Source organism: Cellulosimicrobium sp. So1_17 (assembly GCF_055181235.1).
In genome coordinates, this window is record NZ_CM143702.1 from 209,296 (window position 1) to 235,819 (window position 26,524).

General features: G+C 74.5%; 24 protein-coding genes. 10 read left to right on the forward strand and 14 right to left on the reverse strand.

Going from position 1 to position 26,524, the window contains the following annotated elements; all coding sequences use genetic code 11:
• Positions 1-136: 136 nt before the first annotated feature.
• Positions 137-1,090: a helix-turn-helix domain-containing protein gene (locus ACZCLJ_RS00900; RefSeq protein ID WP_251151648.1), complete on the reverse strand. Its 954-nt coding sequence runs from the start codon at positions 1,088-1,090 to the stop codon at positions 137-139.
• A gap of 89 nt (positions 1,091-1,179) precedes the next feature.
• Here ACZCLJ_RS00900 and ACZCLJ_RS00905 point away from each other — a divergent pair, with 89 nt between their 5' ends.
• A complete protein-coding gene (locus ACZCLJ_RS00905) occupies positions 1,180-1,329 on the forward strand; it encodes a hypothetical protein (protein WP_251151647.1) in 150 nt (49 codons plus the stop codon).
• A gap of 103 nt (positions 1,330-1,432) precedes the next feature.
• Here the strand turns inward: ACZCLJ_RS00905 and mqo are convergent, their stop codons facing one another.
• From mqo to ACZCLJ_RS00925, 4 genes are all read right to left on the reverse strand, one after another.
• A complete protein-coding gene (gene mqo, locus ACZCLJ_RS00910) occupies positions 1,433-2,950 on the reverse strand; it encodes a malate dehydrogenase (quinone) (RefSeq protein ID WP_463105151.1) in 1,518 nt (505 codons plus the stop codon).
• Positions 2,951-3,154: 204 nt separating this feature from the next.
• Positions 3,155-3,937 carry a maleylpyruvate isomerase family mycothiol-dependent enzyme gene (locus ACZCLJ_RS00915; RefSeq protein WP_463105152.1) on the reverse strand — a complete coding sequence of 261 codons (783 nt, stop codon included), beginning with the start codon at positions 3,935-3,937 and terminating at the stop codon, positions 3,155-3,157.
• Positions 3,928-4,638, reverse strand: a complete 711-nt coding sequence (locus tag ACZCLJ_RS00920; protein WP_463105153.1) for a pyridoxine/pyridoxamine 5'-phosphate oxidase — start codon at positions 4,636-4,638, stop codon at positions 3,928-3,930. Before ACZCLJ_RS00920 ends, ACZCLJ_RS00915 begins: the two co-directional genes overlap by 10 nt.
• On the reverse strand, positions 4,635-5,237 hold the full coding sequence (locus ACZCLJ_RS00925; protein ID WP_463105154.1) for a TetR/AcrR family transcriptional regulator: 603 nt from the start codon (positions 5,235-5,237) through the stop codon (positions 4,635-4,637). Before ACZCLJ_RS00925 ends, ACZCLJ_RS00920 begins: the two co-directional genes overlap by 4 nt.
• A gap of 76 nt (positions 5,238-5,313) precedes the next feature.
• Here ACZCLJ_RS00925 and ACZCLJ_RS00930 point away from each other — a divergent pair, with 76 nt between their 5' ends.
• Positions 5,314-6,702, forward strand: coding sequence for a DHA2 family efflux MFS transporter permease subunit (locus ACZCLJ_RS00930; protein WP_463105155.1), 1,389 nt, complete (start codon positions 5,314-5,316; stop codon positions 6,700-6,702).
• Between the two features lie 75 nt (positions 6,703-6,777).
• Here the strand turns inward: ACZCLJ_RS00930 and ACZCLJ_RS00935 are convergent, their stop codons facing one another.
• Complete coding sequence (locus ACZCLJ_RS00935) at positions 6,778-7,971, reverse strand: aminopeptidase P family protein (RefSeq protein ID WP_463105156.1); 1,194 nt, start codon at positions 7,969-7,971, stop codon at positions 6,778-6,780.
• Positions 7,972-8,030: 59 nt separating this feature from the next.
• Here ACZCLJ_RS00935 and ACZCLJ_RS00940 point away from each other — a divergent pair, with 59 nt between their 5' ends.
• Positions 8,031-8,411: a cupin domain-containing protein gene (locus ACZCLJ_RS00940; RefSeq protein WP_251151640.1), complete on the forward strand. Its 381-nt coding sequence runs from the start codon at positions 8,031-8,033 to the stop codon at positions 8,409-8,411.
• A gap of 68 nt (positions 8,412-8,479) precedes the next feature.
• On the opposite strand, the gene ACZCLJ_RS00945 is transcribed toward ACZCLJ_RS00940, so the two are convergent.
• A complete protein-coding gene (locus ACZCLJ_RS00945) occupies positions 8,480-9,415 on the reverse strand; it encodes an NADP-dependent oxidoreductase (protein WP_463105157.1) in 936 nt (311 codons plus the stop codon).
• A gap of 43 nt (positions 9,416-9,458) precedes the next feature.
• A complete protein-coding gene (locus tag ACZCLJ_RS00950) occupies positions 9,459-9,866 on the reverse strand; it encodes a VOC family protein (protein ID WP_463105158.1) in 408 nt (135 codons plus the stop codon).
• Between the two features lie 174 nt (positions 9,867-10,040).
• Between ACZCLJ_RS00950 and ACZCLJ_RS00955 the strand changes: the two genes are divergently transcribed.
• The 3 genes from ACZCLJ_RS00955 (at position 10,041) to ACZCLJ_RS00965 (ending at position 14,601) form a co-directional block, all read left to right on the forward strand.
• Entirely contained in the window at positions 10,041-12,779 is a 2,739-nt protein-coding gene (locus tag ACZCLJ_RS00955) for a helix-turn-helix transcriptional regulator (RefSeq protein ID WP_463105159.1), read from the forward strand.
• 125 nt (positions 12,780-12,904) lie between these two features.
• Positions 12,905-13,729: an alpha/beta fold hydrolase gene (locus tag ACZCLJ_RS00960; protein ID WP_463105160.1), complete on the forward strand. Its 825-nt coding sequence runs from the start codon at positions 12,905-12,907 to the stop codon at positions 13,727-13,729.
• Between the two features lie 11 nt (positions 13,730-13,740).
• Entirely contained in the window at positions 13,741-14,601 is an 861-nt protein-coding gene (locus ACZCLJ_RS00965; RefSeq protein WP_463105161.1) for an alpha/beta hydrolase, read from the forward strand.
• 89 nt (positions 14,602-14,690) lie between these two features.
• On the opposite strand, the gene ACZCLJ_RS00970 is transcribed toward ACZCLJ_RS00965, so the two are convergent.
• Positions 14,691-15,962 (reverse strand): amidohydrolase, encoded by a 1,272-nt coding sequence (locus ACZCLJ_RS00970; protein ID WP_463105162.1) that lies wholly within the window; start codon positions 15,960-15,962, stop codon positions 14,691-14,693.
• The gene (locus ACZCLJ_RS00975; protein WP_463105163.1) at positions 15,959-17,239 is read right to left on the reverse strand and encodes a YncE family protein; all 1,281 of its coding nucleotides are present in this window, start codon (positions 17,237-17,239) and stop codon (positions 15,959-15,961) included. The genes ACZCLJ_RS00970 and ACZCLJ_RS00975 overlap by 4 nt, the downstream gene beginning before the upstream one ends.
• Before the next feature lie 100 nt (positions 17,240-17,339).
• Between ACZCLJ_RS00975 and ACZCLJ_RS00980 the strand changes: the two genes are divergently transcribed.
• Positions 17,340-18,029, forward strand: a complete 690-nt coding sequence (locus ACZCLJ_RS00980; protein WP_463105164.1) for a GntR family transcriptional regulator — start codon at positions 17,340-17,342, stop codon at positions 18,027-18,029.
• A 41-nt stretch (positions 18,030-18,070) separates the two neighbouring features.
• On the opposite strand, the gene ACZCLJ_RS00985 is transcribed toward ACZCLJ_RS00980, so the two are convergent.
• Together ACZCLJ_RS00985 and ACZCLJ_RS00990 are read right to left on the reverse strand one after the other, a co-directional pair.
• On the reverse strand, positions 18,071-18,487 hold the full coding sequence (locus ACZCLJ_RS00985) for a nitroreductase/quinone reductase family protein (RefSeq protein ID WP_463105165.1): 417 nt from the start codon (positions 18,485-18,487) through the stop codon (positions 18,071-18,073).
• 167 nt (positions 18,488-18,654) lie between these two features.
• A complete protein-coding gene (locus tag ACZCLJ_RS00990) occupies positions 18,655-21,306 on the reverse strand; it encodes an ATP-dependent DNA ligase (RefSeq protein WP_463105166.1) in 2,652 nt (883 codons plus the stop codon).
• Between the two features lie 298 nt (positions 21,307-21,604).
• Between ACZCLJ_RS00990 and ACZCLJ_RS00995 the strand changes: the two genes are divergently transcribed.
• On the forward strand, positions 21,605-22,303 hold the full coding sequence (locus ACZCLJ_RS00995) for a GTP pyrophosphokinase (RefSeq protein ID WP_251151883.1): 699 nt from the start codon (positions 21,605-21,607) through the stop codon (positions 22,301-22,303).
• Between the two features lie 66 nt (positions 22,304-22,369).
• On the opposite strand, the gene ACZCLJ_RS01000 is transcribed toward ACZCLJ_RS00995, so the two are convergent.
• Positions 22,370-23,998 (reverse strand): multicopper oxidase family protein, encoded by a 1,629-nt coding sequence (locus tag ACZCLJ_RS01000; protein ID WP_463105167.1) that lies wholly within the window; start codon positions 23,996-23,998, stop codon positions 22,370-22,372.
• Positions 23,995-24,414 (reverse strand): hypothetical protein, encoded by a 420-nt coding sequence (locus ACZCLJ_RS01005; RefSeq protein ID WP_463105168.1) that lies wholly within the window; start codon positions 24,412-24,414, stop codon positions 23,995-23,997. Before ACZCLJ_RS01005 ends, ACZCLJ_RS01000 begins: the two co-directional genes overlap by 4 nt.
• A gap of 165 nt (positions 24,415-24,579) precedes the next feature.
• Between ACZCLJ_RS01005 and ACZCLJ_RS01010 the strand changes: the two genes are divergently transcribed.
• Together ACZCLJ_RS01010 and ACZCLJ_RS01015 are read left to right on the forward strand one after the other, a co-directional pair.
• Positions 24,580-25,845, forward strand: a complete 1,266-nt coding sequence (locus ACZCLJ_RS01010) for a sensor histidine kinase (RefSeq protein ID WP_463105169.1) — start codon at positions 24,580-24,582, stop codon at positions 25,843-25,845.
• The gene (locus tag ACZCLJ_RS01015; RefSeq protein ID WP_463105170.1) at positions 25,842-26,501 is read left to right on the forward strand and encodes a response regulator; all 660 of its coding nucleotides are present in this window, start codon (positions 25,842-25,844) and stop codon (positions 26,499-26,501) included. Before ACZCLJ_RS01010 ends, ACZCLJ_RS01015 begins: the two co-directional genes overlap by 4 nt.
• The last annotated feature ends 23 nt before the right edge of the window (positions 26,502-26,524 follow it).

Below are 26,524 nucleotides of genomic sequence, written 5' to 3' on the forward strand. Positions count from 1 at the left end.
GTGCATCCTTGCAAGGGGATCGAGTCGACTTCCCAGCCGCGGAGTTGAGCGGGTGCTCGTGGTGCAGATGTGCCGATCCTACGGGACCGTAGGTTGTTCGCAATCGTCCACGGCGTGAAGAAGCCGCGAAGGCCTGTCAGGCGGCGTGGCGGAACGTGAGCCGGAACTCGGTCGGCGTGACCCCGACGGCCCGACGGAAGTGGTGGCGCAGCAGCGCTGCCGACCCGAAGCCGCACCGGCGCGCGACGTCCTCGAGGTCGGTCCGCGTCTCCTCGAGGAGCGTCTGGGCGTGGGCGACACGCTGTGCGGTGAGCCAGGCGAGCGGCGTCGTGCCGGTCTGGGCGACGAACGTCCGCGCGAACGTCCGCTCCGACGTGTGGGCGCGTCGGGCGAGGTCGCGAACCGTCAGCGGCTCGTCGAGATGCTCGGTCATCCAGTCGAGGAGCTCGGCGAACGAGTCCTCCTCGGCCTCCGGGACGGGGCGCTGGACGAACTGCCGCTGCCCGCCCTCGCGCTGGGGCGGGACGACCATGCGGCGCGCGATGACGTTCGCGACCCGGGACCCGAGCTCGCGCCGGACGAGGTGCAGGCACGCGTCGATCCCCGCGGCCGTCCCCGCGCTCGTGATGAGGTCGCCGTCGTCCACGAAGAGCACGTCGGGGTCGATGTCGAGCGTCGGGTGCCGCCTCCGCAGCTCGTCGGCGTGCATCCAGTGCGTCGTGACGCGGCGGCCGTCGATGACGCCGGCCGCGGCCAGGACGAACACGCCCGAGCACACGCTGAGCAGCGTCGCGCCGCGCGCCGAGGCGCGACGGATCGTGTCGAGCACCGCCTCGGGGTAGTGGCTGCCGATGCGGATGGCCGGGACCACGACGAGGTCGGCGTCGTCGACCGCGTCGAGACCCAGCGCGGGGACGACCTGGGCACCCACCGAGGTGCGCACGGGCTCTCCCGCGACCGGACCGCAGACCCGGAAGTCGAAGCGCGGGACGCCCTGGTCGCTGCGGTCGAGGCCGAAGACCTCGCAGACGACGCCGAACTCGAACGGGGCCAGGCCGTCGCTCACGACGGCCGCGACGGTGCGGATCATGGCCCGACCGTACGCCGCTGGCAGGATCTTGTCGACACGCGTCGGTCCTGCCACTCGTCCGGCGCGGCGCGCCCGACGATGCTCGAGGCATGGACATCCTCTGGGGCGTGATCGCCCTCCTCGTCGTCGTCGGCTCGACGGTCGTGGCCCTCGCGGTGCGCCGCGAGGACCCGGCGCACCCCTGGTTCCCCGCAGGTTCCGGCGAGGTACCGGGCGCTCAGGAGCTCGACCGTCGCTGAGCCGCGCGTCGGGACCGCGTGCGTCGAGGCGTGGCGCGCCGGGACGCGGGACGGCCCGGACCTCCGTGGAGGGCCGGGCCGTCGTCGTCGGGGCGCCGTCGGGTCAGGCGCGCGTCGAGACGTCGAGGTCCGCGTCGCCGGTGAGCTGGTCGAGGCCCTCGAGCTCCTCGGCCTCCCACGGCGCCTGGCCGAGGCTCGGGATCATCGTCGCGAGCTCGGGACGCCACTTCGTGAAGCGGTTCGGGAAGCAGCGCTCGAGCAGGTCGATCATGGCCGGCACGGCGGTCGACGCGCCCGGAGACGCTCCGAGCAGGCCCGCGATCGACCCGTCGGCCGCGGCGATGACCTCAGTCCCGAACTCGAGGACGCCCTTGCCGTCCTGGTCCTTCTTGATGACCTGGACGCGCTGGCCCGCGGTGATGGTCTCCCAGTCCTTGGGGTGCGCCGTCGGCATGAAGCCCTGGAGCGCCGTGAACTTCGTCTCCGGGCTCGCGAGGAGCTGCCCGACGAGGTACTGCGTCAGGTCGAGGTTCTTGACGCCCGCGCCGATCATCGAGCCCAGGTTGTGCAGGCGCAACGACGTGAACAGGCCCAGGTACTTGCCCTTCTTGAGGTACTTGGGGCTGAACCCGGCGTACGGGCCGAACATGAGATAGCTCTTGCCGTCGACGACGCGCGTGTCGAGGTGCGGGACGGACATCGGCGGGGAGCCGACGTCGGCCTTGCCGTAGACCTTCGCCTGGTGCTGCGCGACGAGCTCGGGGTCGTCGGTTCGCAGGAACTCGCCGCTGATCGGGAAGCCGCCGTAGCCCTTGGCCTCGGGGATGCCGGCCTTCTGCAGGAGCGGGAGCGCGCCGCCACCGGCGCCGACGAAGACGAAGCGCGCCTCGACGGTCGAGCGGCGCGCGGGCGCGTTCCACGACCGGTCCTTGACCGTGAGGCGCCAGCGGCCGTCCTTGGTCTTCTTGAGGTTCTTCACCTCGTGCTCGAGGAAGAGCTGCGTGCCGCTCGCGACGAGGTGGTCCACGAGCTGCTGCGTAAGGGCGCCGAAGTCGACGTCGGTGCCGCTCGTGGCGCGCGTCGCGGCGATCGGCTCGTCGCCGTCGCGCTCCGCGACGAGGAGGGGGGCCCACTGCGCGACGACCGCGGGGTCGTCGGAGAACTCGAGCTCGCTGAACAGGGGGTGCTGGCGCAGCGTCTCGAAGCGGCGGCGCAGGTAGTCGACGTTCTCCGTGCCGCGCACGAAGGTCATGTGCGGGGTGCGGGAGATGAAGCTCGCCGGCTGCGGGAGGGCGCCCGTCGTGAGGAGGTGGTGCCAGAACTCGCGCGAGACCTCGAACTGCTCGTTGATCGTCACCGCCTTGGCGATGTCGATCGAGCCGTCGGGTCGCTCAGGGGTGTAGTTGAGCTCGCACAGGGCGGCATGGCCGGTCCCGGCGTTGTTCCAGGGGTTCGACGACTCCTGCGCGACGGCGTCCAGGCGCTCGTAGATGCGCACCGTCCAGGAGGGCTCCAGGACGTTGATGAGAGCTCCCAGGGTGGCACTCATGATGCCACCGCCGATGAGGGCTACGTCGATCTGGTCTGCGGTGCTTGCGGGGTTGCTCGCTCGACTCGACACGGTGCGATTCTACGCTTGTGACAGAGTGCACAAAGTGTGCGGTGCGTCACGGGCGTGCGTCACATTCCTCGAGGACCAAGGTCCCGGACGCCGAGGTAGTACCGCAGCTCGCCGAGGTAGCACCCCGGTCCTGCACGGGTACTACTTCCCGCAACCGGGGTACTACTTCGCGCGACTCCGGTACTACTTCGCGCGACTGCGGTACTACGTCGCCGGCGGGGAGTACGGCGAGGGCCACGGGCCGATCTGCGGGAGGTCGACGTGCGTCCCCGCGCGCCACGCGTGCGGGACGGTCTCGGGCGTGCGGCCCGCGAGCCAGGCCGCGACATCGAGCAGCGAACCGGTCACCGTGGTCTCGGTCTCGGTCTCGGTCTCGGTCTCGGTCTCGGTCCCGGACTGGGGCTGCGCCGCTGCCGGGTCGATCGCCACCTCGACGTCCTGGGGCAGTCGGACGGCGAGGAAGTCCAGCAGGTGCTCGGCGAGCGCCGGCGGCCACGTGCCGATCCCGATCCCCGCGTCGAGGTCGACGGCGTGGAGTCGGACCTCGCGCCACCACGCGACGAGCGCGTCGACGACGGTGCCGTCGCGGTAGGAGACGGCCGCGACCCAGCCGGACGAGCCGGGGGCCGGCCACGCGGCCTCCAGCCGCTCGGCGAGCGCCGTGAGCGCCGCGACGTGCTCGACGACGGTGCATCGCGCCCCGGTCTGCATACCGGCCTCGCGGCCTGGGGCGCCGCCGTCGTACACCTCGACCAGCTCGCCCGCCGCGGCGCGCTCGGCCTGGCGTGCCATCGCCTCGCCGATCGCCGTGACGTGCGCGAGCACGTGGCTGCGCGACCAGCCGGGCAGGAGCGACGGCGCCGCCAGCGCGGCGGCGTCGAGCTCGCCCGCCGAGCGCGTGACGGCGGCGAGGGCTGCCCGCGCGTCGTCGCGGACGGCCTCGACGTCGGGCACGGCGCGGGCGTCGGGGGTGTCGGTCAGGGCCACAGGAGCTCCTTCGTCCAGCCGGGGGAGGGAGGGTCGTCGGGCGACGGAGGCGTCGCCGACGTGGTGTAGCGCAGGCGGGTCTGGCCGTCGCCCGGCGACGACGCCCAGAACTCGACCGTCGTGGCCTCGAGCGCGTACGCGGTCCAGGTGTCGAGCACGAGCTCCGGCTCGGTGCGCACGCGGGCGAGAGCCGCGTCCCACGCCTCGCGGTACTGCGCCCGCGAGGCGAGGGTCGTGCTCTGCTGCCCCGCGAGCGCCGTCGCGCGCGAGAAGTCGGACCGGGCGAGGAAGTCGGCCGCCGACACCTCGGCACCGAGCGGCACGACCGGGCCGCGCACGCGGACCTGCCTGCCGCGCTCGCGCCACAGGAACGTCAGCGCCGCGTTCGGGTTCTGCGCGAGCGCGATGCCCTTGGGGGAGTCGGAGCGCGTCGCGAAGGCCCACCCGCCCGGGCCGACGTCCTTGAGGATCAGGGTCCGGGCATCGACGCGGCCGCCGGCGTCGGCGGTCGACAGGGTCGCGGCGTGGGGGGCGGGAACGCCGGCGTCGATCGCGTCCTGGAGCCAGTCGACGAACAGCGTCACGGGATCGTCGGGCGCCGCGTCCACGGCGAGACCGGGCAGGTCGGGGCCGAGCACGGGCAGGGCGCGGAGCCGGTCGCGCAGCGTCGGGCTGTCGGTGTTGTCGGTGCCGTCGGTCATTCGTCCTCCGGGTCGTCTGGCGCGGGAGCGCTGGCGGTGAGTGGGGTGCCATCGGCGTCGAGGAGCGCGACGAACCCGCGGACCGCGCCGGCCATGGCGTCGGGGTCGTCGAGCGCGCGGGCGAGGACGTACCCGCCCTGCACGATCGCGACCGCGGCGAGCGCGCGGTCCCGGGCTGCGTCGTCGGGCAGCCCGTCCTCGCGCAGGACGGCGGTGACGAGGTCCACGAGGCCGACGAAGTAGGCCCGCACGTCGGCGGTGAGGGCGGCGTCGTCCATGACGGCCTGGTCGCTCACGAGCCGGCCGACCCTGCAGCCGGCGAGCGCGGGCCGGGGGCGCTCGAGGTAGCGGACGAGGCGGTCGCGAGCGGTGCCGGGGCGGTCGAGGTCCTGGCGGGCGGCGTCGAGAGCGCCGCTCGTGGTCGCGTGCACCGCCGCGCTCGCGAGGTCGTGCTTCGACGGGAAGTGGTGGTAGAGGCTGCCCTGCCCCACTCCGCTCGCGTCGAGCACCTGTCGCGGGCTCGTCGCGCCCACCCCCTGTGCCCAGAAGAGGTCCTGCGCCGCGGCCACGAGGCGGTCCCGCGCGCTCGTCGAGATCATGTCCGCAGCATACCTACCTCAAGGTATGGCGTCGAGACGAGATGCAGACCCCCGCGCAGCGGGGGATCGTGGTGCGGTGACGGTGCCGCAGCGCGTGCTGGTGGTCGCGATCCTCGCGTCGTTCGTCTCGTTCCTCGACGGCTCGGTGGTCAACGTCGCGCTGCCCGCGATCTCCGACGAGCTCACGACCGGCCCTGTCACGGGGCTCGCGCTGCAGCAGTGGGTCGTCGACGCGTACATGATCACGCTCGGGTCGCTCATCCTCCTCGCCGGGTCGCTGTCGGACGTCCACGGCCGGCGCCGCGTCATGGCCGTCGGCCTCGTCGGCTTCGCGGTGACCTCCGTCGCGTGCGCGCTCGCGCCGGACGGGCTGGTCCTCGTCGTCGCGCGCGGCCTCCAGGGCGTCGCCGGGGCGCTGCTCGTCCCGAGCTCCCTCGCCATGATCATCTCCACGTTCGACGGCGAGCGGCAGTCCCGCGCCATCGGCTCCTGGACCGCGTGGACGAGCACGGCGTCGATCGTCGGGCCGCTGCTCGGCGGCGTCCTCGTCGACGCGTTCTCGTGGCGCTGGGTCTTCTGGATCAACGTGGTCCCCGTCGGGGCGACGCTGTGGCTCCTGCGCGGGATCCCGCGGAGCGCCGCCGAGGAGGGCTCCGCGGCGGGACGGCGGATCGACACGCTCGGCGCCACCCTCGCGGCCGTCGGCCTCGCCGGGACCGTGTTCGCGCTCATCGAGCAGGGCCGCTTCGGGTGGTCGAGCCCGGTGGTCTGGGGGCCGGCTCTCGTCGGCGTGGCCTGCCTCGTCGCGTTCGTCGTCTGGGAGCTCCGCGCCCCGGACCCGATGCTCCCGCCGCGGCTGTTCAGGGTGCGCAACTTCGCCTGGGGCAACCTGGCGACGGCTGCGATCTACGGCGCGCTCTACTTCGGCGGGTTCGTCGTCACGGTGTTCCTCCAGCAGGTCGGCGGCTACAGCGCGACGCAGGCGGGTCTCGCCCAGGTGCCGATCACGCTGCTGCTGCTCGCGCTCTCGACCCGGTTCGGGGCGCTCGCGGGCCGCTACGGGCCACGCCTGTTCATGACGGTCGGGCCGGTCGTCGGTGGCGTGGGCTACCTGCTCCTGCTCACGACGACCGACGACGCGGTGTACGTCACCCAGGTCCTGCCGGGCATGGTGCTCTTCGGGCTGGGGCTCGCGATGACGGTCGCGCCGCTCACGTCCGCGATCCTCGGGTCCATCCCGGCGTCCGACGCCGGCATCGGGTCCGCGGCGAACAACGCCGTGTCGCGCGTGGCCGGGCTGGTCGTGATCGCGTTCGCCGGGGTGATCGTCGGCGGGGTCCTCGACCTCGACGGGTTCCACCGCTCGCTCGTCGTCACCGCGGCGCTGCTGTTCCTCGGCGGTGTGCTCAGCTGGGTCGGCATCCGCAACGAGCACGTGCGCGGCGGCTCGGCCCCGCGCGCGTGACCGGGGCGCTGCCGTGCCGCGGGAGGCGTGCAGCGGGACGACCCCGCCGAGCGAGCACGGCTCGGGAGACGATGCTCAGGAGACGACCTGGAGGTCGTGCGTCGAGGTGTTGAGGCGACGGGCGCCGTCGGGCGCGTCGGGAGGGAACGCGACGACGATGTCCTCGATCCGGACCCCGAACCGGCCCGGCAGGTAGACGCCCGGCTCGACGGAGAAGCACATGCCGGGCTCGATCGCCCGTTCCTCGCCCTCGACCATGTACGGCGGCTCGTGCGTCGTCGTGCCGATGCCGTGGCCCGTGCGGTGCACGAAGAACTCGCCGTAGCCCGCGTCGGTGATGACGGCACGGGCCGCGCGGTCGACGTCCTGGCACGTCGCGCCGGGACGCACCGCGTCGACCCCGGCCTGCTGCGCGCGACGCACGACGTCGTACACCTCGCGCTGCTCGGCGAGCGCGGCCTCGTCCGTGCCGTCCGGCGCGCCCCCGGCGACCAGGACCGTGCGGCTCGTGTCCGACCCGTACCCGTCCCGCAGCCCGCCGAAGTCCAGGACGATCATGTCCCCGGGCTCGATGACGCGGTCGTCGGCCTCGTGGTGCGGGTCGGCGCCGTTCGGCCCCGAGCAGACGAGCGTGAAGTCGACCTGCTCGTGGCCGTGGTCGCGCAGGAAGCGGTCGAGGTCCGCGGCGACCTCGGTCTCCCGCCTGCCCGCGAACGGCACCTGCAGGACGTCGGCGAACGCGGCGTCGGCGGCGGCACCGGCGGCGGCGAGCCGCTCGATCTCGGCGGTGTCCTTGACCGCGCGCAGCATCGGCAGCGCGTGCGTGAACGCGACGAACCGCGCGTCCGGGAGCGTGCGCTGCAGGCCGAGCACGTGCAGCGCCCACGTCGAGTCGGAGACCGCGTACGACCCGGCGGGCTCCAGGAGCCGCGCGGCCGTCGCGTGCTCGTCGTCGCCGTCGCGCCACGGCACGACCTCCAGGCCGTCCGTCCCCGCGCCGCGCAGCAGGTCGCCGCGCTCCAGGAGCGGCACGACGACGGCCGCCTCCCCGGCGTCCGGGAGCGTCGCCGGGATCGCCAGGAGGGTGAGGCGCTCGGTGACCGCGGTCGGGGTGTACCCGGTGAAGTAGGCCAGCTCGGGGCCGGGGGACACGAGGAGGCCGGCGAGCCCGGCCGCGCGCGCCTGCTCCGCCGCGCGGACGCGCCGCGTCGCGTAGACCTCGGGTCCGAACGCGGTGGGGTGGGCGGGCGACGTCGGGCTGCTGCTCATGGGGCAAGCGTGGCACCAGGAGGAGGTCCGGGCACGACGGCGCGTGGCAGGGTGTGGGCATGACCGGTGCCCGCAACCTCCTCGCCGCCCTCGACGCGTTCGACGGCCACTGGCAGCCGCACCGCGTGGCGAGCGTCAACGACGACGACGTCAAGGTCGTCAAGGTGCTCGGCGAGTTCGTCTGGCACACGCACCCCGAGACGGACGAGCTGTTCCTCGTGCTCGCGGGCGAGCTGACGGTCGACCTGCGCGAGGACGGCGTCGAGCGCCCTGTCGTCCTCGGGCCGCACGACGTGCTGGTCGTGCCGCGCGGCGTGGAGCACCGCCCCCGCGCCGCCGTCGAGACGGCCGTCGTGCTCGTCGAGCGGCAGGGCACCGTGAACACGGGCGACGCCGGCGGGGAGCTCACGTCCCCGGTCCGTGAGCTCCCCGACGCCTGATCCCGCGACGTCCGGTCCCGCGCGGGCCGGTCCGTGAGGGCCGGTCCGTGAGGGCGCTCCGCGCTCGGTCAGACGCGGACGACGACCTTGCCGCGCACGTGTCCCGACGCGCTGAGCTCGTGCGCCGCGGCCGCGTCCGCGAGGTCGAAGACCTCGGCCACCTCGGGGCGCAGCACCCCCGCGTCGCCGAGCCGTGCGAGCTCGGCGAGGTCGGCGGAGTCGGGCCGGACCCAGACGTAGTGACCGCCGAGCTCGTCGCGCGCCCGGGCGTCGGTGATCGACGCGACCGTGCCGCCGTCGCGCAGGACGTCCGGGACGGAGTCGAGCGCGTCGCCGCCCACGTAGTCGAGGACGACGTCGACGCCCTCGGGAGCCAGCGCCCGGACGCGGTCCGCCAGACCGTCCCCGTACGTCACCGGCTCCGCGCCGAGCGAGCGCAGGAAGTCGTGGTTCTTCTCAGACGCGGTGCCGATCACGCGCGCGCCCACCGAGCGTGCGACCTGCACCGCGAAGGACCCGACACCACCGGCCGCCGCCTGCACGAGCACGGTCTGGCCGGGCTGGACGCCCGTGCGACGGATGGTCTGGTACGCCGTGAGACCGGCGAGCGGGACGGCAGCGGCCTCCTCGAACGACCAGGCCGCGGGCTTGTGCGCGAGGGTGCGCACCGGTGCCGCGACGAGCTCGGCGAACGTGCCGCCCGAGACCTCGCCGCCCACGACGTCCTTGCGCACGTAGCCGTACACCTCGTCGCCGACCTGGTACTCGGGGGTGTCGAGGCCGACCTGCTCGACGACGCCCGCGACGTCCCAGCCCGGCACCACCGGGAACGCCGCGTCCATGACCTGGTCGAGGTAGCCCTCGCGGACCTTCCAGTCGACAGGGTTGACGCTCGCGGCGCGCACGCGGACGAGCACGGAGTCCGGGCCCACCTTGGGCGTGGGGAGCTCCGTGAGCTCGAGGACGTCGGGACCGCCGTAGCGGGAGTACGTGATGGCTCGCATACGGGCGGCAACGGCGAGCCATCACGTTCGATTCCCGGAGGTCTCAGCCCTCGAGCGCGCTCGGGTCCATGTACAGGACCTCCCACTGGTGGCCGTCGAGGTCCGCGAAGCTGCGCGAGTACATGAACCCGCCCTCCTCCTGCGGGTCCTTGACCGCCGTCGCGCCCGCGGCGAACGCGGCGTCGGCGATGCGGTCGACGGCCTCCCGGCTCTCCACGCCGAGCGCGTTGATGACCTCGGTCGTCGAGGTGGCGTCCGCGATCGACTTGTTCGTGAACTGCTTGGCGAACTCCGCCGTGAGGAGCATCACGTAGATCGCGTCGCTGATGACGATCGACGACGCGTTCTCGTCCGTGAACTGCTCGTTCACCGAGTACCCGAGCGCGGTGTAGAACGCCTTGGACGCGTCGAGGTCCTTGACGGGCAGGTTGACGAAGATCTGGGTGCTCATGGCTCTCCTCGGGAGGGTGGGGCGATGGTCTCGAGGGGGTAGACGGTGACCCCGGGCAGAACTCATCGCCGCAGGTCGCGACCCCGCAGGGGTGTCGCCGAGGGGGACCGGTCGCTACGCTCCCGTCAGGACCAGGCGGAGCGTCCGCGCTCCTGACGGAAGGACCTCGGTGCCATGCCGGAGGACCTGCTCGGACGGGACGACGAGCTGCACCAGGTGGCGACGCTCGTGCGCGACGCGCGGAACGGCATCGCGGGTGCTCTGGTCGTCCACGGCGAGGCGGGCATCGGCAAGTCCGCTCTCCTCGCGGCGTCGACCGCCGAGCTCGACGGCGTCGGCGTCGTGCGCGTCGACGGGTACGAGGCGGAGTCCGGGATCGCCTACGCCGGTCTCCACCGTCTGACCGGCCCGTGGCACGCCCTCGTCGACGGACTCGCCCCGCCCTACCGCGACGCGCTGCGGTCGGTGCTCGGACGGCCCGACGGGACGGCGCCGGACCGCTTCCTCGTCGGGCTCGGCGTGCTCGAGCTCCTCTCGGCGGCCGCGCGCGAGCGACCGCTCGTGTGCGTCGTCGACGACGTGCACTGGCTCGACGCCGAGACGGTCGCGGTGCTCGCGTTCGTCGCGCGCCGCCTCGGGGCGGAGCCGGTCGCGCTGCTCATGGCGTCCCGCGACGACGACCGTCTCGACGACGTGCTCGCCGGAGTCCCGGTGCTGCCCCTGCGAGGGCTCGACCCGCTGTCCGGTGCGCGGCTCCTCGTCGCGAGCCTCGAGGGCGGCGTCGACCCGCTCGTCGTCGCGCGCGTGGTCCGGGCGACGGGCGGGAACCCGCTCGCCCTCGTCGACCTGGGGCACGAGCTCACCGCCCAGGAGCTCAGCGCGTCGGCCGTGGGCGAGGAGCCCGTCCCGGTCGGCCGGCACCTCGAGGCCCACTACCTCACGCGGGTCCGGCGCACCTCGCCGGCCGTGCAGGAGTGGCTCCTCGTCGCCGCCGCCGAGGCGACGGGCACGGTGCGTCTGGTGTCGCAGGCGTGCGCGGCTCTCGGCGTCGACCCGCGCGCCGCCGACGAGGCGGAGGAGCACGGTCTCGTCGCCCTCGGCGCGACCGTGCGGTTCCGCCACCCGCTCCTGCGGGCCGCCGCCTACGGGGCCGCGTCCGGTCCGGACCGGCGCCGCGCCCACCGCGCGCTGTCCGAGGCAGCCGACGCGTGCGACCTGCCGGAGCTCGCGGCGTGGCACGCGTCGAAGGCGACCGTGGGCGAGGACGCCGCCGTCGCCGACCGGCTCGAGGCCGTCGCGGACGCCGCCGGCGCCCGGGGAGGCTTCGTCTCCCGCGCGCGCGTGCTCGCCCGCGCCGCCGAGCTGACGCCGCCCGGCCGGTCGCACGACCGCCGGGTCCTCGCGGCCGCGGAGGCGGCCGTCGCCGCTGGCGCGGCGCAGGTCGGAGCCACCCTGCTCGACGGGCTCCCGGTCGAGCGCCTCCCGCCGGTCGACCAGGCCCGGGTGACCGCGGTCCGGGTGTCGCAGGGCCTCTTCACGGGCGACCCTGACGTGCTCGCCCACGCGACCGCCGACCTCCTCCGGGCGGCGGACCAGCTCCGCGGCCACGAGCCGGACCGGGAACGGGAGGCGCTGGTCCGCGCGTTCGAGTACGCCCTGGTCGCCGAGCGCTCCCGCCGCGGGACGACCCTGCACGAGCTCGGCCGGCGTCTCGACGACGGCGCGGGGACCGGCGACGACGCGGCGTCCCGGGTGCTGCGCGCGCTGAGCGCCCTGGTGCTGCACGACCCCGAGGACGCCGTGCCCACGCTGCGGCACGGCCTGGACTCGCTGCGAGGGCTCGAGGGGCCCGCCGTGCTCCCGTACGCCTCGGCGGGCGTGGCGCTCGCGACCGCCCTGTGGGACCTGCCGGCCCGCACGGCGTGGCTCGAGCAGGTGACCCAGGCGGCGCGCGACGCCGGCTCGCTCCAGATGGTCGACACGGGTCTGTGGATCTCCTCGCTCGCGGAGCTCAGCGGCGGCACCCCGAGGCGCGCCAGCCAGTTCGTCGAGCAGGTGCGCGAGCTGCGTCGCGCCATCGGCTACGACGGCGAGCAGGTGGTCAACGTCGCGTTCCTCGCCTGGACCGACGCCCCCCGGGCACAGGTCGAGGCCGTGGCGGCGGCCGCCGGGCAGGCGGGGTACGGCGGTGTCGAGTCGAGCGGGCGGGCGGCGCTCGCGGTGCGCGACCTCGCGCAGGGGCACTACCGCGACGCCTACGTCGCTCTGCGGTCGCTCGTGGACGACCCGTTCCTGCAGGTCACGCCGCTGCAGCTCCCGGACTTCGTCGAAGCGGCCGTCCGCAGCGGCCACGACGGCGAGGCGGAGCGCCACGTCGCACGGGTCGAGCGGATCGCGGACGCCACCGGGTCGCCCTGGGCGCGGGGTGTCGCCCTGCGGTGCCGAGCCCTCGTGACCCCCGGGACGGGGTCGACGGACCTCCTCGACGCCTCGGCCGAGGCGCTCGACGAGGCCGGTGCGCCCGTCGAGGCGGCACGGTCGAGGCTCCTGCTGGGGGAGAGCCTGCGCCGCGAGCGACGTCGCGCCGAGGCGCGCGCGTGGCTGGGCCCGGCGCTCGTGGCGTTCGAGGCCGCCGGAGCCGCGGCGTTCGCCGAGAGGGCGCGGACCGAGCTGGCGGCGACCGGCGAGGCGCCGGGACGGCGAGCCAGGACCGCGAGGCCGTCGCTCCTCACACCGCGGGAGGAGACGATCGCCCGGCTCGCCGCGCGGGGGGAGACGAACGCCGAGATCGGGGCGACGCTGTTCATCAGCGCGAACACGGTCGACTACCACCTGCGCAAGGTGTTCCAGAAGCTCGGCGTCTCGTCCCGGCGGCAGCTGCGCGAGCGCTTCCCGCACGGCACGACCACCTGAGCCGGGGCGGGGACCGGCGACGCGGTCCGACCACCCGGGGTGCACGGGGACTACGTGCCGCACGTGGTCCGCGGACCGCGGCGCCGAGACAGGCTCGGGTCGTCGGCACCACCCGAGGAGGCAGCATGCCGTACGTCACCACCGAGGACGGAGCACGGATCTTCTACAAGGACTGGGGAGACGGCGGTACCCCGGTCGTCCTGAGCCACGGGTGGCCGCTCGACGCGGACGCCTGGGACGCCGCCGCGCTGTTCCTCGCCACGAACGGGCACCGCGTGGTCGCCCACGACCGGCGGGGGCACGGGCGGTCGACCCAGACGTGGCACGGGAACGAGATGGACACCTATGCCGACGACCTCGCCACGCTGATCGAGACGCTCGACCTGCGCGACGTGACGCTCGTCGGTCACTCGACGGGCGGCGGCGAGATCGTCCGGTACGTCGGGCGGCACGGCACCGCGCGCGTCGCCCGGCTCGTGCTGGTCTCGGCCGTGCCGCCGTTCATGCTCCGCACGGACGACAACCCCGAGGGCCTGCCCGTGGAGGTCTTCGACCAGATCCGTGCCGGCGAGGCCGCCGACCGTGCGCAGCTCTACCGCGACCTCGCCGACGGCCCGTTCTTCGGCCACAACCGCAACAACGACGTCGACCAGGGCTTCCGCGACGCGTTCTGGCTCCAGGGCATGACGACCGGCCACCGGGGCGCCTACGAGTGCATCGCGGCGTTCTCGGCCACCGACTTCCGCGACGACCTCGCGGCGGTCGACGTCCCCACGCTCGTGGTCCACGGCGACGACGACCAGATCGTGCCCTTCGAGGTCGGCGGCAAGCGGTCCGCCGAGCTCGTCGACGGGGCCCGGCTGGTCGTCTACGAGGGCAGCCCGCACGCGCTCCCGGACACCGACCGCGAACGGCTGCACACCGACCTGCTCGACTTCATCGACTCCTGAGGAGAAGCACCATGACCGAGAGCACCACGTCCGGCGCAGGACCCGAGGGCGCTGCGCCCGGGCCGAGCACCGTCGTCCTCGTCCACGGGCTCTGGATGACCCCGCGGAGCTGGGAGGGCTGGGTGGAGCACTACGAGGCGAAGGGGATGCGTGTCCTCACCCCGGGCTACCCGGGCTTCGAGATCGAGGTGGAGGCGCTGCGGGAGAACCCGCAGGTCATCGCCGACCTCACCGTCCCGGAGACCGTCGACCACCTCGCCGGGGTGATCGAGGCGCTCGACGCGCCGCCGATCATCATGGGCCACTCGTTCGGCGGGACGCTCACGCAGCTCCTGCTCGCTCGCGGGCTCGGTGCGGCCGCCGTCGTCGTCGACTCGGCGCCCACCGAGGGCGTGCGCGTCAACCCGCCGTCGCAGGCGCGCTCGCTCTTCCCGGCGCTGCGCAACCCCGCGAACCGGCACCGCGCGGTCGGGTTCACGCCGGAGGAGTTCCACTACGCGTTCACGAACACGCTCTCCGCGGAGGAGTCGCGCGCCGTGTGGGACCGGTACGCCATCCCGGCGCCGGGCTCGTGGGTCTGGGAGTACGGCCTCATCGCGAACTTCAAGCCCGGCCACCAGGACACGTGGGTGGACTACTCCGCGGACCGTGCGCCCCTGCTGTTCATCGGCGGCGAGAAGGACCACATCATGCCGCCCTCGGTGAACCGGTCGAACGCCAAGCACTGGGAGAAGAGCCCGGCCGTCACCGAGTACTACGAGTTCGCCGGGCGCGACCACTGGACGTGCGCCGCGCCGGGCTGGGAGGCGGTCGCCGACCACGCGCTCGACTGGGCGCTCGAGCACGCCCGCACGACGGCGCCGCTCGCCTGACGCGTCGACAGCGCCCGAGGCGTGGACGGCGGTCCGAGGAGGACCGCCGTCCACGCGCCCGGTCCGTGCCGTCCCGCAGCGGGGACGCGTCAGACGAGCACGTCGCCGTCGCGCGCGACGACGCGGCCGCCGGCCACGACGAGCGCACGACGCGGGGCGCGCACGACGGCGTCGGGGACGTTCTCGGCGTCGACGAGCACGACGTCCGCGGGCGCGCCCACGACGAGGTCGTGCACGTCGCGCCCGACGAATCGGGCGGCGTCCGCCGTGGCGATCCGGGCCGCGGCGACCAGCTCGTCGTCGTGGCGGAACCGCGAGAGGCGCGCGAGCTGGGTCGTGAGGGCGAGCAGGTCGCCCGTGCCGTAGGGGGACCACAGGTCGCGGATCCCGTCGGTCCCGAGCCCGACGGCGACCCCGGCCTCGCGCAGCGCGTGCAGCGGCAGGGGGGCGGCGCCGATCGGGGCGACCGTGGTCATGGTGATGCCCGCCGCGCCCATCGCGGCGACGAGGTCCGCCTGGCGCGACGCGGGCAGCTGCCCCACCGCGAAGCCGTGCGCGACGTTGACCTTGCCATGCAGGCCTGCGCGCAGCGTGCGGTCGATCATCAGCTCGACCTGGAACGCGCCGAGCTCGCCGCCGTCGTGCAGGTGCACGTCGATCCCGACGCCCCGGCGCTCCGCGATCGCGAAGAGCCCGTCGAGCTGGCCGACCGGGTCGCGGTCGATCGACGCCGGGTCGAGCCCGCCGACGTGCTCGGCGCCCGCCACGGCGGCCGCGTCGAGGAGGTCGAGCACGCCGGGTCGGCGCAGCACGCCGTCCTGGGGGAACGCGACGATCTCCGCGTGCACCGCACCGCCGAGCTCCGTGAGCGCCTCGCGCACGACCTCGATGCCGCGCAGCCCGAGCCCGAGGTCGACGTCGACGTGGGTGCGGATCGCCGTCGTGCCGTGCCGGACGAGCTCACGCAGCACGGTGAGCGTGACGTCCACGCCGGGGATGCCGAGCTCGTCGCGGTGCGCCCGCTCGTGCGCGATGCGACCCTGCGTCGTCGCCTCGCCGCCGTAGCTCACCCACGGCTTGCCCCACCAGCTCTTGTCGACGTGCGCGTGCGCGTTGACGAGGCCGGGGAGCGCGAGCAGGCCCCGTCCGTCCACGACGCCGTCGGCGCCGCCCGGGTCGTCGGCAGGGCGTGCTGTGCCCGACGCCGCGGGCCCGGCCGGGTCGTGCGGCGTCACCGCGGCGATCCGGCCGTCGGCGACGTGCAGGTCGACATGCTCGCCGCCCCACGGGCGGACGTCGCGCAGCACGGTCAGGGATCGCGAGAGGGGCGTCGTCGGGGCGGTGCGGTCGGGGGTGCTCATCGGTCGGTTCCTTCCGGCAGCGGGACGACCACCTGGGGCCGCCCGGGGATCTGGATCTCGTACGTCTCGAGGGTCGTGAGGTCGACGACGGTCGCGCCGTCCCACGCCTCGGCCTGGGTGTACCCGCCGGCGAGGACGGCCCGGGGCGCGCCCGTCTCCGGGTCTGTCCACGTCGTCACGGTCTCGTGCCGGCGTGCGAGCGGCGCGACGCGCTCCTCGCCCGTCGCCGGGTCGAGCACCGCGACGTTCGGTCCGCCGACCGCGTTCCCGAACGGTCCGTTGCCGACGACGACGACGCGGCCGTCGGGCGTGCGGGCGACCCCGTGCTGGTGGCTGTCGGCCGAGGACGCGACGCTCGTCGTCGTACCGGTCGCCGGGTCGAGCCGGACGAGGACCCTGCCCTGGTAGGGCAGGAGGAGGGTGCCGTCGTCGTCGAGCACGGCGTAGTGCGGCTTCTCGAACGACGCGAGCCCGTCCTCGGTGCCGAACGGCGCGACCTCGATGCGCCGCGCCTCGAACGTCGTGGTGTCGACGACGTGCACGGAGAACTCGTCGTGGTCGACCGTGTAGACCTCGCTGCCGTCGGCCGAGACGAGCACGTCGAAGGGCCGCAGCCCGACGGGCGTGCTCGCGACCACCTCGCGCGATGCGAGGTCGATCGTCTCGAGCGTCGAGTCGTCGCCGCGGTGCACCGCGACGTGGACGCGCGCGCCGTCGGGAGAGACGGCGATGCCCATGCCGCCGCGGCGGTACTCGCCGTAGCCGACCCGGGACGGAGAGTCGCGATAGGGGACGAGGTCCGTGCGCACGAGCGCGTCGAGGTCGACGACGGCGACGCCCTGCGCGGTCGCGACGTACGCCGTGCGGCCGTGCGTCGCGACGCCCCACGGCGCCGGGCCGACGACGACGCGCGCGACGACGGCGCTGCCCTCGCGCACCGTCGGGTCGACGACCGCGAGCCCGTCGCTCTCCGCCTCGGTCGCGAGCAGGAGTCGCGGCTCCGCCGGGTCCGTCAGCTCCGTCGGGTCAGGGGCCGCGGCGGTGTCGGGCGCAGGCGTGGGCTCGTCGGGCGTGCTCGCGGGCGGGGACGTGGAGGCTGCTCCGGCCGGGTCTTCGGTCACGCTCCCGGTCGTGCTCCCCGTCGAGCACGCCGCGACCACCGTGAGCGCGACGGCGGCGAGGAACGTGCCGAGCGACGTGGTGAGTGCGGTGCTTCTGGCGGGGCCTCGGGTGGCGCGACCGGCAGTGCTCGCAGCGGACGGACGGGACGACGACATCCACGGATGGTATACCATTTGCGATCGAGGGCGACCGAGGCCGAGCCGATCCGGAGCGCCCGGGGACCGGCACCGACGGACCTCCGGGAGGATGGGACGCATGACCGCCGAGAGCACGGGCGCGGGACGCCCCGACGAGGGCGGCGCGCCGTCGGACGGCCCGTTCGAGCCGGAGGCCCGACGCGTCGAGCAGGTGCTGCGCGACCAGATCGTCGACGGCGCACGGGCTCCCGGCAGCCGCCTCGTCGAGCGCGACCTCGCCGCCGAGCTCGGCGTGAGCCGCGTCCCGGTGCGCGAGGCGCTGCGCGTCCTCGTCGCGGAAGGGCTCGTCACGCCCCGGCCGCGCACGTGGGCCGTGGTGCGGACCTTCACCGACGGCGACGTCGAGCATCTCCTCGAGGTCCGGTCCGCGCTCGAGCAGCTGGCCGCGCGTCGGGCGGCGGAACGGCACGACCCTGCTGCGCTCGCCGCCCTCGACGCCGCGCTCGCGCGCCAGGCCGGTGCCGCCTCCCGCGGCGACGCGACCGCCGCCCGCCGGGCCGCGGCCGACTTCCACGAGGCCCTGCTCGCGGCGGCGGGCAACCCCATGCTCGACGAGATCACCGCCGTCACCGCGAGCCGCGTGCGCTGGCTCCTCGGCCAGCACGAGGACCTTGCGGAGATGGTCGACGAGCACCGCGTGCTCCTCGACGCCGTCCGAGCGCGCGACGCCGACGCCGCCGCGGAGCATGCCGTCGCGCACCTGCGGACGTCGCGCGAGGCAGCGGCCCTGAGCCGCGCCGAACCCTGAGCCGCGTCGATCCTCAGGCCGCGCCGAAACCTGAGCCGACGTCAGGCGTCGTTCCCGTGGCGCCGGGGCTCGAGCACGACCACCGCCGTCTCGGTCGGCCGCCGGGCCGCGAAGCCGTCGAGCTTCTCGTCCAGCGCGCGCCACTGCGCCCAGAGCCGGTCGCGCTCCGCACCACGCGCCGCACGGGCGTGCACGGCGCGCGTCTCGCCCTGGAGCACGACGGTCGTGTCGGGGAACGCCTGGAGGTTGAGCCACCACGCGGGCTCGGGTGCCGCCCAGCCGTTCATGGCCAGGGTCACGAGGTTCGGCCCGTCCTCGAGGTAGCCGACGATGACGGCGTGCTCCCGGCCCGAACGCCGCCCGACGGTGCGCAGCAGGAGGGTGCCCCACCGTGCGGGCCGAGGACGCCACAGCCCACGCCGCCCCCCGGTGACGCGGTAGTAGGCCCGGTGAACCACCCACGCCGTCCGGACGAACCAGCGAGGAGGCACGCGGGGCGGTGGGCCGGTCTCGGGACCGTCGGTCGTCGTATCAGGCACGGTGCGCGTCTCCAGCGTCGAGGGTGACCACGGACGCGCCCACGGTCCCGTGCCCTGGTGCGGGAGTCAACGCCTCTCGTGCCCTGTCACGCCGGAGGCAGCTCGACCACGACGTCGTCCGGCGACTTGTCCCGCCGCCAGCCCTTCCACACCGGGTGACGCAGCTTGCCGAGGGGCGTGTCACCGTCGGCCACGTCCTCGGCGCCGCCCTCGGGCCGCCCCGTCCAGTCCCCGTAGACGACCTCCGCCACCCGCCGCGGCGAGACCCACCGGGCGTCGCGGGCGTCCTCGCGCGGCACGCCGACTGCGGCGGGCGTCGTCCGCTCGATCTTCCCGAGCTCCGTGACGAGCTCGCGGCGCTCGCCGTCCGTGAAGCCCGAGCCGACGCGGCCCACGTAGACCAGCCGGCCGTCGTCGGGCACGGCGAGCAGGAGGGAGCCCATGAGGTGCGTGCGGTCCCCGTGGCCCGGCCGCCACCCCACCACGACGACCTCCTGCGAGCGGGCGTGCTTGAGCTTGAGCCACTGCTGCGAGCGCCGGCCGACGACGTACGTGCTGTCCCGCCGCTTCGCGACGACGCCCTCGAGCCCGAGCTGCTTCGACGTCCCCATCGCGGCGTCGAGGTCGCCGTCGAACGCGGGCGGCACGTGCACCGGCGCACGTGCCCCCGCCAGCAGCTCCTCGAGGATCTCCCGGCGCTCGTCGTAGGGCCGCTTCGCGTGCGACCGTCCGCCCGACTCGAGGACGTCGAACACCATGACGTCGACCTTCACCTTGCGCCGCGCGACGGCGACGTCCGCCGGCTTCGCGATGTTCGCGCGCTGCTGCAGCCGCCGGAAGCTCGGGCGCCCCTGGGCGTCGAGCGCGACGATCTCGCCGTCGAGCACCACGGGCAGCGCCTCCGCCGGGACCTGCTCGGCGAGCGCCTGCAGCTCGGGGTACGTGACCGTCATGTCCTTGCCCGACCGGCTGATCAGCCGCACCGACCCCGCGAAGACCTCGGCGAGCGTGCGGAACCCGTCCCACTTCATCTCGAACGCCCACGCGCCGGCGCCGTCGGCGAAGTCGGACGGGATCCCGGCAGTAGCGAGCATGGGTCGCCAGTCCGTGCGGGCTCGCGACGGTTCGGTGACCGACGACGAAGCGGAGGACGGGGAGGGGGCGCCGGGTCGTGGCGGGTCTGGCGGGAGCGGCGAGGGACGAGCCGCGGATGGTAGACCCGGCGCCCCCTCCCCGTCCGCCGCGCCCCCACCACGACCCGGCGCGCCCTTCGGGGCCATGAGGTGGATGAGCCAGTTGTTCTCCTCGTCCTTGCCGCCGCGGCCGCGCGTGTGGATGAGGGCGAGGCGGCGGGTGCCGTGCTGCTCGCCGTGGAGGGTGACGATGACCTCCTCGCCGTCGCGCCACTTCTCGAGCTCGTAGGTCCCCGCGTCCCAGATGGTCACCTCGCCCGCGCCGTACTCGCCCTTCGGGATCGATCCCTCGAACGCTCCGTACGCGAGGGGGTGGTCCTCCGTCTGGACGGCGAGGTGGTTCTTCTTCGGGTCGGTCGGCTCGCCGCGCGGCAGCGCCCAGCTGACGAGGACGCCGTCGTGCTCGAGCCGGAAGTCCCAGTGCAGACGGCGCGCGTGGTGCTCCTGGATGACGAAGCTCATGCCGTCGCTCGTCGGGGGAGCGTCGGCGGGGACCGGCTCGGGGGTCTTGGCGGCGTCGCGCATCGACCGGTAGGGCGCCAACCTGTCGGCCCGGGCGGGTGTGCTCCCGCTGCCCGACGCCGGGGCACCCTTGCGCTCGAACGTCGCCATGCGCTCGGGCGTGGGCTCGAGGGCCGAGAGGTGGCCGGCCGTGAGGGCGGCGAGCGGGTCGCCGATCGTGCGCACGCGCTCGACGACCTCGTCCGCGTCGAGGTGTCGCAGGTCGGGGTCGTCGAGCTCGTCCCACGTGCGGGGCGCGGCGACCGTGGGGTGCTCGCGCCCGCGCAGCGAGTAGGGGGCGATGGTCGTCTTGTTGCCGTTGTTCTGGCTCCAGTCGACGAGCACCTTGCCGCCGCGCAGCGACTTCTTCATGTCGCTGACGACGAGGTCGGGGTGCTCGGCCTCGAGGTAGCGCGCGAGCTCGTGCGCGACGGCGGAGACGGCCGCGGCGTCCTGCTTGCCGTCGAGCGCGGCGTAGAGGTGGATGCCCTTGGAGCCGCTCGTCACCGGGTGGGGGTCCAGGCCCATGCCCTGGAGGATCTGCCGCGCGAGGCGGGCTACCTCCGCGCACTCGGGCAGCCCGGCGCCGGGACCGGGGTCGAGGTCGAGCACGAGGCGGTCCGGGTCGAGGTGGACGCCGGTGCGTCCGAACTGCCACTGCGGCACGTGCAGCTCGAGGGAACCGGTCTGCCCGAGCCACGTGAGCGTCGCGAGGTCGTTGACGAGCACGTAGTCGTTGACGCTGTGCTTGTGCTCGATGCGCCGCGTGCGCACCCACGAGGGGACGCCCTGACCGGCGTTCTTCTGGAAGAACACCTGGCCGTCGACGCCGTCGGGCCAGCGCTTGCGCGTCGCGGCGCGGTTCGCGCAGTGGGGGAGCATGACGTCGGCGACGGACGCGAGGTAGGCGAGGACGTCGGCCTTCGTCGTCCCGGTCGCGGGGTAGAGGACCTTGTCGAGGTTCGTCACCTTGAGCCGGTGGCCGTCGACGGTCACGGTCTGACCGGAGGAGCCGCTCGAGGAGGCGGACCGTGCGGGGGACATGAGGTCATCGTGGCGCGCGAGCCGGGCCCCCGCGCGTCGGGCCGTGGGCACGCGGGTCCGCGGAGGTCCGCGCGGGATGCGGGGGAGCCGCGAAGAGGTCGCGGACGGACTCCGCACGGTGGTCCCCGACGGGAACCGACGGCGCTCTGCGGTCGTGGGACAGTGGGAGAGGCGCGCCGCCGACGCGCCCGCGGGCGCAGCCCGCACCGGCGAGAGGACGCACGTGACGCACGAGACGACGGTCGACCGGCCCCTGCCCGCGGACCTGGCTCCGCGCGTGCAGGAGCTCCGGCGCCTCATGATGACCTACAAGTTCGGCATCGACGAGGTGATGACGAAGATCACCGTGCTGCGCGACGAGTTCCGCCACATCCACGACTACAACCCCATCGAGCACGTGGGGTCGCGGCTCAAGTCGATCGACTCGATCCTGGCGAAGGCCCGGCGCAAGGGCATCCCCCTCACGCCCGAGGGCGTGCGCGAGAGCATGCTCGACGTCGCGGGTGTCCGCGTGACGTGCAGCTTCGTCTCGGACATCTACCGGGTGCGGGACATGCTCGCCGGGCAGGGCGACATGACCGTCCTCGAGGAGCGCGACTACATCGCCCACCCGAAGGGCAACGGGTACAAGAGCCTGCACCTCATCGTCCAGGTGCCCGTGTACCTCTCGGACCGGGTCGAGGACGTGGTCGTCGAGATCCAGCTGCGCACGATCGCCATGGACTTCTGGGCGAGTCTCGAGCACAAGATCTACTACAAGTACCAGCGCGAGGTCCCGAGCCACCTCACGGACGCCCTCAAGCTCGCCGCGGACGTCGCCGCGACGCTCGACACGACGATGGAGCGCATCCACGAGGAGGTCCGCGAGCTCGACGGCGTGCCGGAGCCGTCGGAGACGACCGACGCGCTCGTCTCGCCGCGCGAGATGCTCGAGTCGATCATGCGGACGGCGCAGGTCGCGGACGAGGCGTTCCACGAGCGACGTCGCGACGGCTGAGCACCACTGACCCGACCGGCCCGCCTGCGCCAGGCGGGCCGACCGGACACGTCGGGGCGTCGGCGGTCAGCCGCCGTGGTGCCCGTTCCCGGCGTCGTCCAGGCCGGCGCCCGGCACCCGACGAGGACCGCTCCCGGGCTCCGGGACGGCGTCGTCGTGCGCCGCGCTCACGCGGGACGCCCCCTCGTGCGCAAGCCCCTCGAGCGCCGGGATCTCGCCCGCCGACCCGCCCGGCTCGACGACGACGAGCTGGCCCATCATGCCCTCGTCCTCGTGCCGCAGCATGTGGCAGTGGTACATGTACGGCACGTCGGGGTCGGTGTAGTCGTCGAAGCGCAGGAGCAGGCGGTAGGTCCGGCTCGGCTCCAGGTAGATCGTGTCCTTGGGGCCCGTCAGCACCGCCGGCGGCGGTTCGCCGTCGACGTCGAGGACGCGGAACTGCACGTCGTGCACGTGGAAGCTGTGCGGCACCGGGTGCGCGTTGCGCACCGTCCAGACCTCGGTGTCGCCCACGGTGACGGTCTCGTCGATACGGCCCATGTCCATCCGGCGGCCGTTGATCTCGCGGTCCGCGAGCTCGAAGGAGCGCTCGACCGCGGCGTCCTCGGCATGCAGGGCATCGGTCGCGGCGTGGCTCGAGGGCTCCCACGCCGGCTCGGGTGACGGCGCGAGCACGTTCGCGGCCCGCAGCTCGAGCACGTCGAACGCCTCCTTGCCGCCCATCGCGAACGACGCGGCGACGCCCCCGAGGTCGGCGGGGGACGAGTGCAGGCGCGTGGTCTCGCCCGGCGCCATCGTGACGACCACCTCCGCGCGCTCGCCCGGCGCGAGCCGCACCTGGTCGAGCCGGACGCGCGCGTCGAGCAGCCCGCCGTCCGTCGCGACGAGGTCCATCGCCCGGTCGGCGAACCCGAGCTGGTACGTGCGTGCGGTCGAGCCGTTGAGCAGGCGCAGCCGCACGCGCTCCGTCGTCACGCCGTGGTACGCGCCCACCGTCCCGTTCGTCAGGACGACGTCGCCCAGGATCCCCGGTTCGCCGGCGCCGTCGAGGTCCAGCCGTCCGTCGTCGTCGAGCGCCTTGTCCTGCACGACGACCGGGACGTCGTCCACCCCGTACTCCGACGGCAGCGACGCCGTGGCCGACGCGTCGTCGTCGAGGAGGAACAACCCCGCGAGCCCGCGGTAGACGTGCTCCTCCGTCGCACCGTGCGGGTGCGGGTGGTACCAGAGCGTCGCGGCGGGCTGGTCGATCGTCCACGTCGGTCGCCACGTCTCGCCGGGCGCGACCTCCTGGTGCGGTCCGCCGTCCATCGCGGCGGGCAGGTGCATGCCGTGCCAGTGGACGCTCGTCGGCTCGTCGAGGTCGTTCGTCACCTCGACCGCGACGCGCTCGCCCCGGGCGGCCCGCAGCGTCGGACCGAGGTAGGAGCCGTCGAACCCCCAGGTCGGGGTCTCGACGCCGGGCAGGAACGACGTCGTGCCCTCCTGGGCGGTCAGGGAGAACACGCGCGTGCCGTCGACGACGCGCGACGGCGCGAGCGGCGGGATCGCGAGCGCGGTCGTGAACTCCTGCTCCTGGACGGGATGGACCGACGGCGCGAGGGCGCACCCGGCGAGCAGGCCCGACGCGGCGACCACGGCCGCGGTCGCGAGCGCCGCCCTCGGGCGACCGCCGCGGCGGCGCGAAGGCCTCACCGGGTCACCCCGGCTCGCGCGCGCTGCACGGCCGCCGCGAGCGCGCCGGCCGCGAAGCCCCAGAACGTGTCCAGGGCGAGCGCGGGCACGAGCGTCCAGGCCGCCCGGTCGCCGTCGAGCCCGACGAGCGCGGACACGACCGCCGCGACGACGCCGAACGTGAGCCCGGCGAGCGTGAGGGTGAGGACCGGGCGCGCGACGCGGCCGAGGCCGACGACGGCGACCCACACGAGCGCCGTCAGACCGAGGATGGTCAGCGCGCGCGGCGCGCCGCTGCCGAGGCCGAGCAGGCCGGTGAGCGGCCACAGGAGGGCCATCGAGCCGAGGCCGAGCACGGTGGGCCACGAGAGCCGATCGGTCGGAGGGGTGTCGTCGTCGGGGTGTGCGGGGTGGGCAGCAGGGCTCGGAGATGTCATGGTCCCGACGATGCCGGGGGCGCCCGACCCGTCACATCGGGCCCCGGTCGGCTGTTTCCGCCGCGGCCCGTCGCAGTCCGGCGACGACCGGTGTCGCCCGGGGGCGACACCACCCTGAGACCGGGGGCTGATGCCTCGGGGTGCCCGGCTCCGTACGCTGGCGGCATGAGTGCGCCACAGCCCGCCTCGGTGCGCAGCCGGGCGGTCACCGCCGCGGGTGCGCGTCCCGGCGTCGACCCGCGCCTCACGGACGGCGTGCTCGCGGTCGCGATGACGCTCGCGATCGCCGTCGTCATCGCGGCGGACTTCGACGGACCGGGGGAGTCGGGGCCCCTCGCGTACGTCTTCGCGGTCGGCTTCGGGGCGCTCGTCGCGATCCGGCGTCTGGCCCCGCGCACGATGCTCGTGCTCACGGTGCTGGGGATCTTCGCCTACTACGCGCTCGGGCTGCCCGTGATCGGGATGGCCCTGCCGGCGGTGGCCGCGCTCTACTCGGCGGCGGAGCTCGGGCGGACGTGGTGGGCCGTCGGCTCCGGGGCGGTGCTCGTGGCCGTCGCCGCGTACTTCCGGGTGGCGGAGGGCCAGCCCGTCACCTACCTGTACGGGTACGAGCTCGTGACGAACGTCGCGCTCGTCGCGGCGGCGATCGCGCTCGGCGTCGCGGTCCGGCTCACGCGGGCCGCGCGCGAGCAGTCCGAACGGGTGCGCCTCCTCACCGCGGCGGAGCAGGCGCAGGCCGCCGACCGTCGGCTCGAGGCCGAGCGCGTGCGCATCGCGCGGGACCTGCACGACGTCCTCGGCCACCACCTCGCGGTCGTCGCGCTGCACGCGAACGTCGCGGGCGAGGCGGTGGGGAGGGACGACGACGCGGCACGGTCCGCGCTCGGCCAGGTCGGGGACGCGGCGTCGGCGGCGTTGCGCGAGCTGCGCACGACCGTCAAGGTCCTGCGCGGTCCGCTGCCCGACGCCGTCCCGCGCGGCTCCACGTCGCTCGCAGGGCTCGACGTGCTCGTCCGGCCCGCGCGCGCCACGGGCCTCGACGTGGAGCTCGACGTCGACGTCCCGGCCGGCGCGCTCGACGGCGCGATCGACGCCGCGGCGTTCCGGATCGTCCAGGAGTCCCTGACGAACGTCCTGCGGCACGCCGACGCGCGACGTGCGGCGGTGAGCGCGCACGTCGTCGACGGGCGCCTGCTCCTGCGCGTCGCCGACGACGGCGTCGGGCACCGCGCCCGCGGTGACGACCGGACCCGTGCCACCGGGCCGACGGAGACGGGGAGGGTGCCCGCAGCGACCGACGTCGGTGCGGGTCAGGGCATCGCGGGGATGGTCGAGCGTGCCGCTCTCCTGGGGGGCCGGCTCGAGGCGGGGCACGGGGCGCGGGGCGGGTTCGTGGTGAGCGCCGACCTCCCGGCGAGGCTGGCGCCGTGATCCGCGTCGTGATCGTCGACGACCAGGAGCTCGTGCGCGCAGGGCTGCGGGCACTCGCCGTGCACGACGGCGACGTCGAGGTCGTCGCCGAGGCCGGCACGGGTCGCGAGGGCGTGGCGAGGGTCCGGGAGCACCGTCCCGACGTGGTGCTCATGGACATCCGCATGCCCGGGACGGACGGCCTCGAGGCGACGCGGGCGATCGTCGCCGACCCTGCGCTCGACGCGGTGCGGGTGCTCGTCCTCACGACGTTCGACGAGGACGAGCACGTCGTCGAGGCGATCCGGTCGGGCGCCGTCGGGTACCTGCTCAAGGACGTCTCGCCGGGGGACCTGCGGTCGGCGATCCGCGTCGTCGCCGACGGCGGCTCGCTCCTGTCCCCGGCGATCACGGCGTCGGTCATGCGCGCCGCGGCCGAGGGCACCCCGCGCGCTCTCGACGCCGGGCGCCTGGAGTCCCTCACGGCACGCGAGCGCGAGGTGCTGGAGCACGTCGGCCGGGGTCTGACCAACGACGAGATCGCCCGTGCCCTGTTCGTCAGTCCCGCGACCGCGCGGACCTACGTGAGCCGCCTCCTCACCAAGCTCGACGCGCGCGACCGCGCCGCGCTCGTCGTCCTCGCATACGAGACGGGCCTCGTGCGCCCGGGGGACTGACGCCTCCCCCGACCGACGCCCCG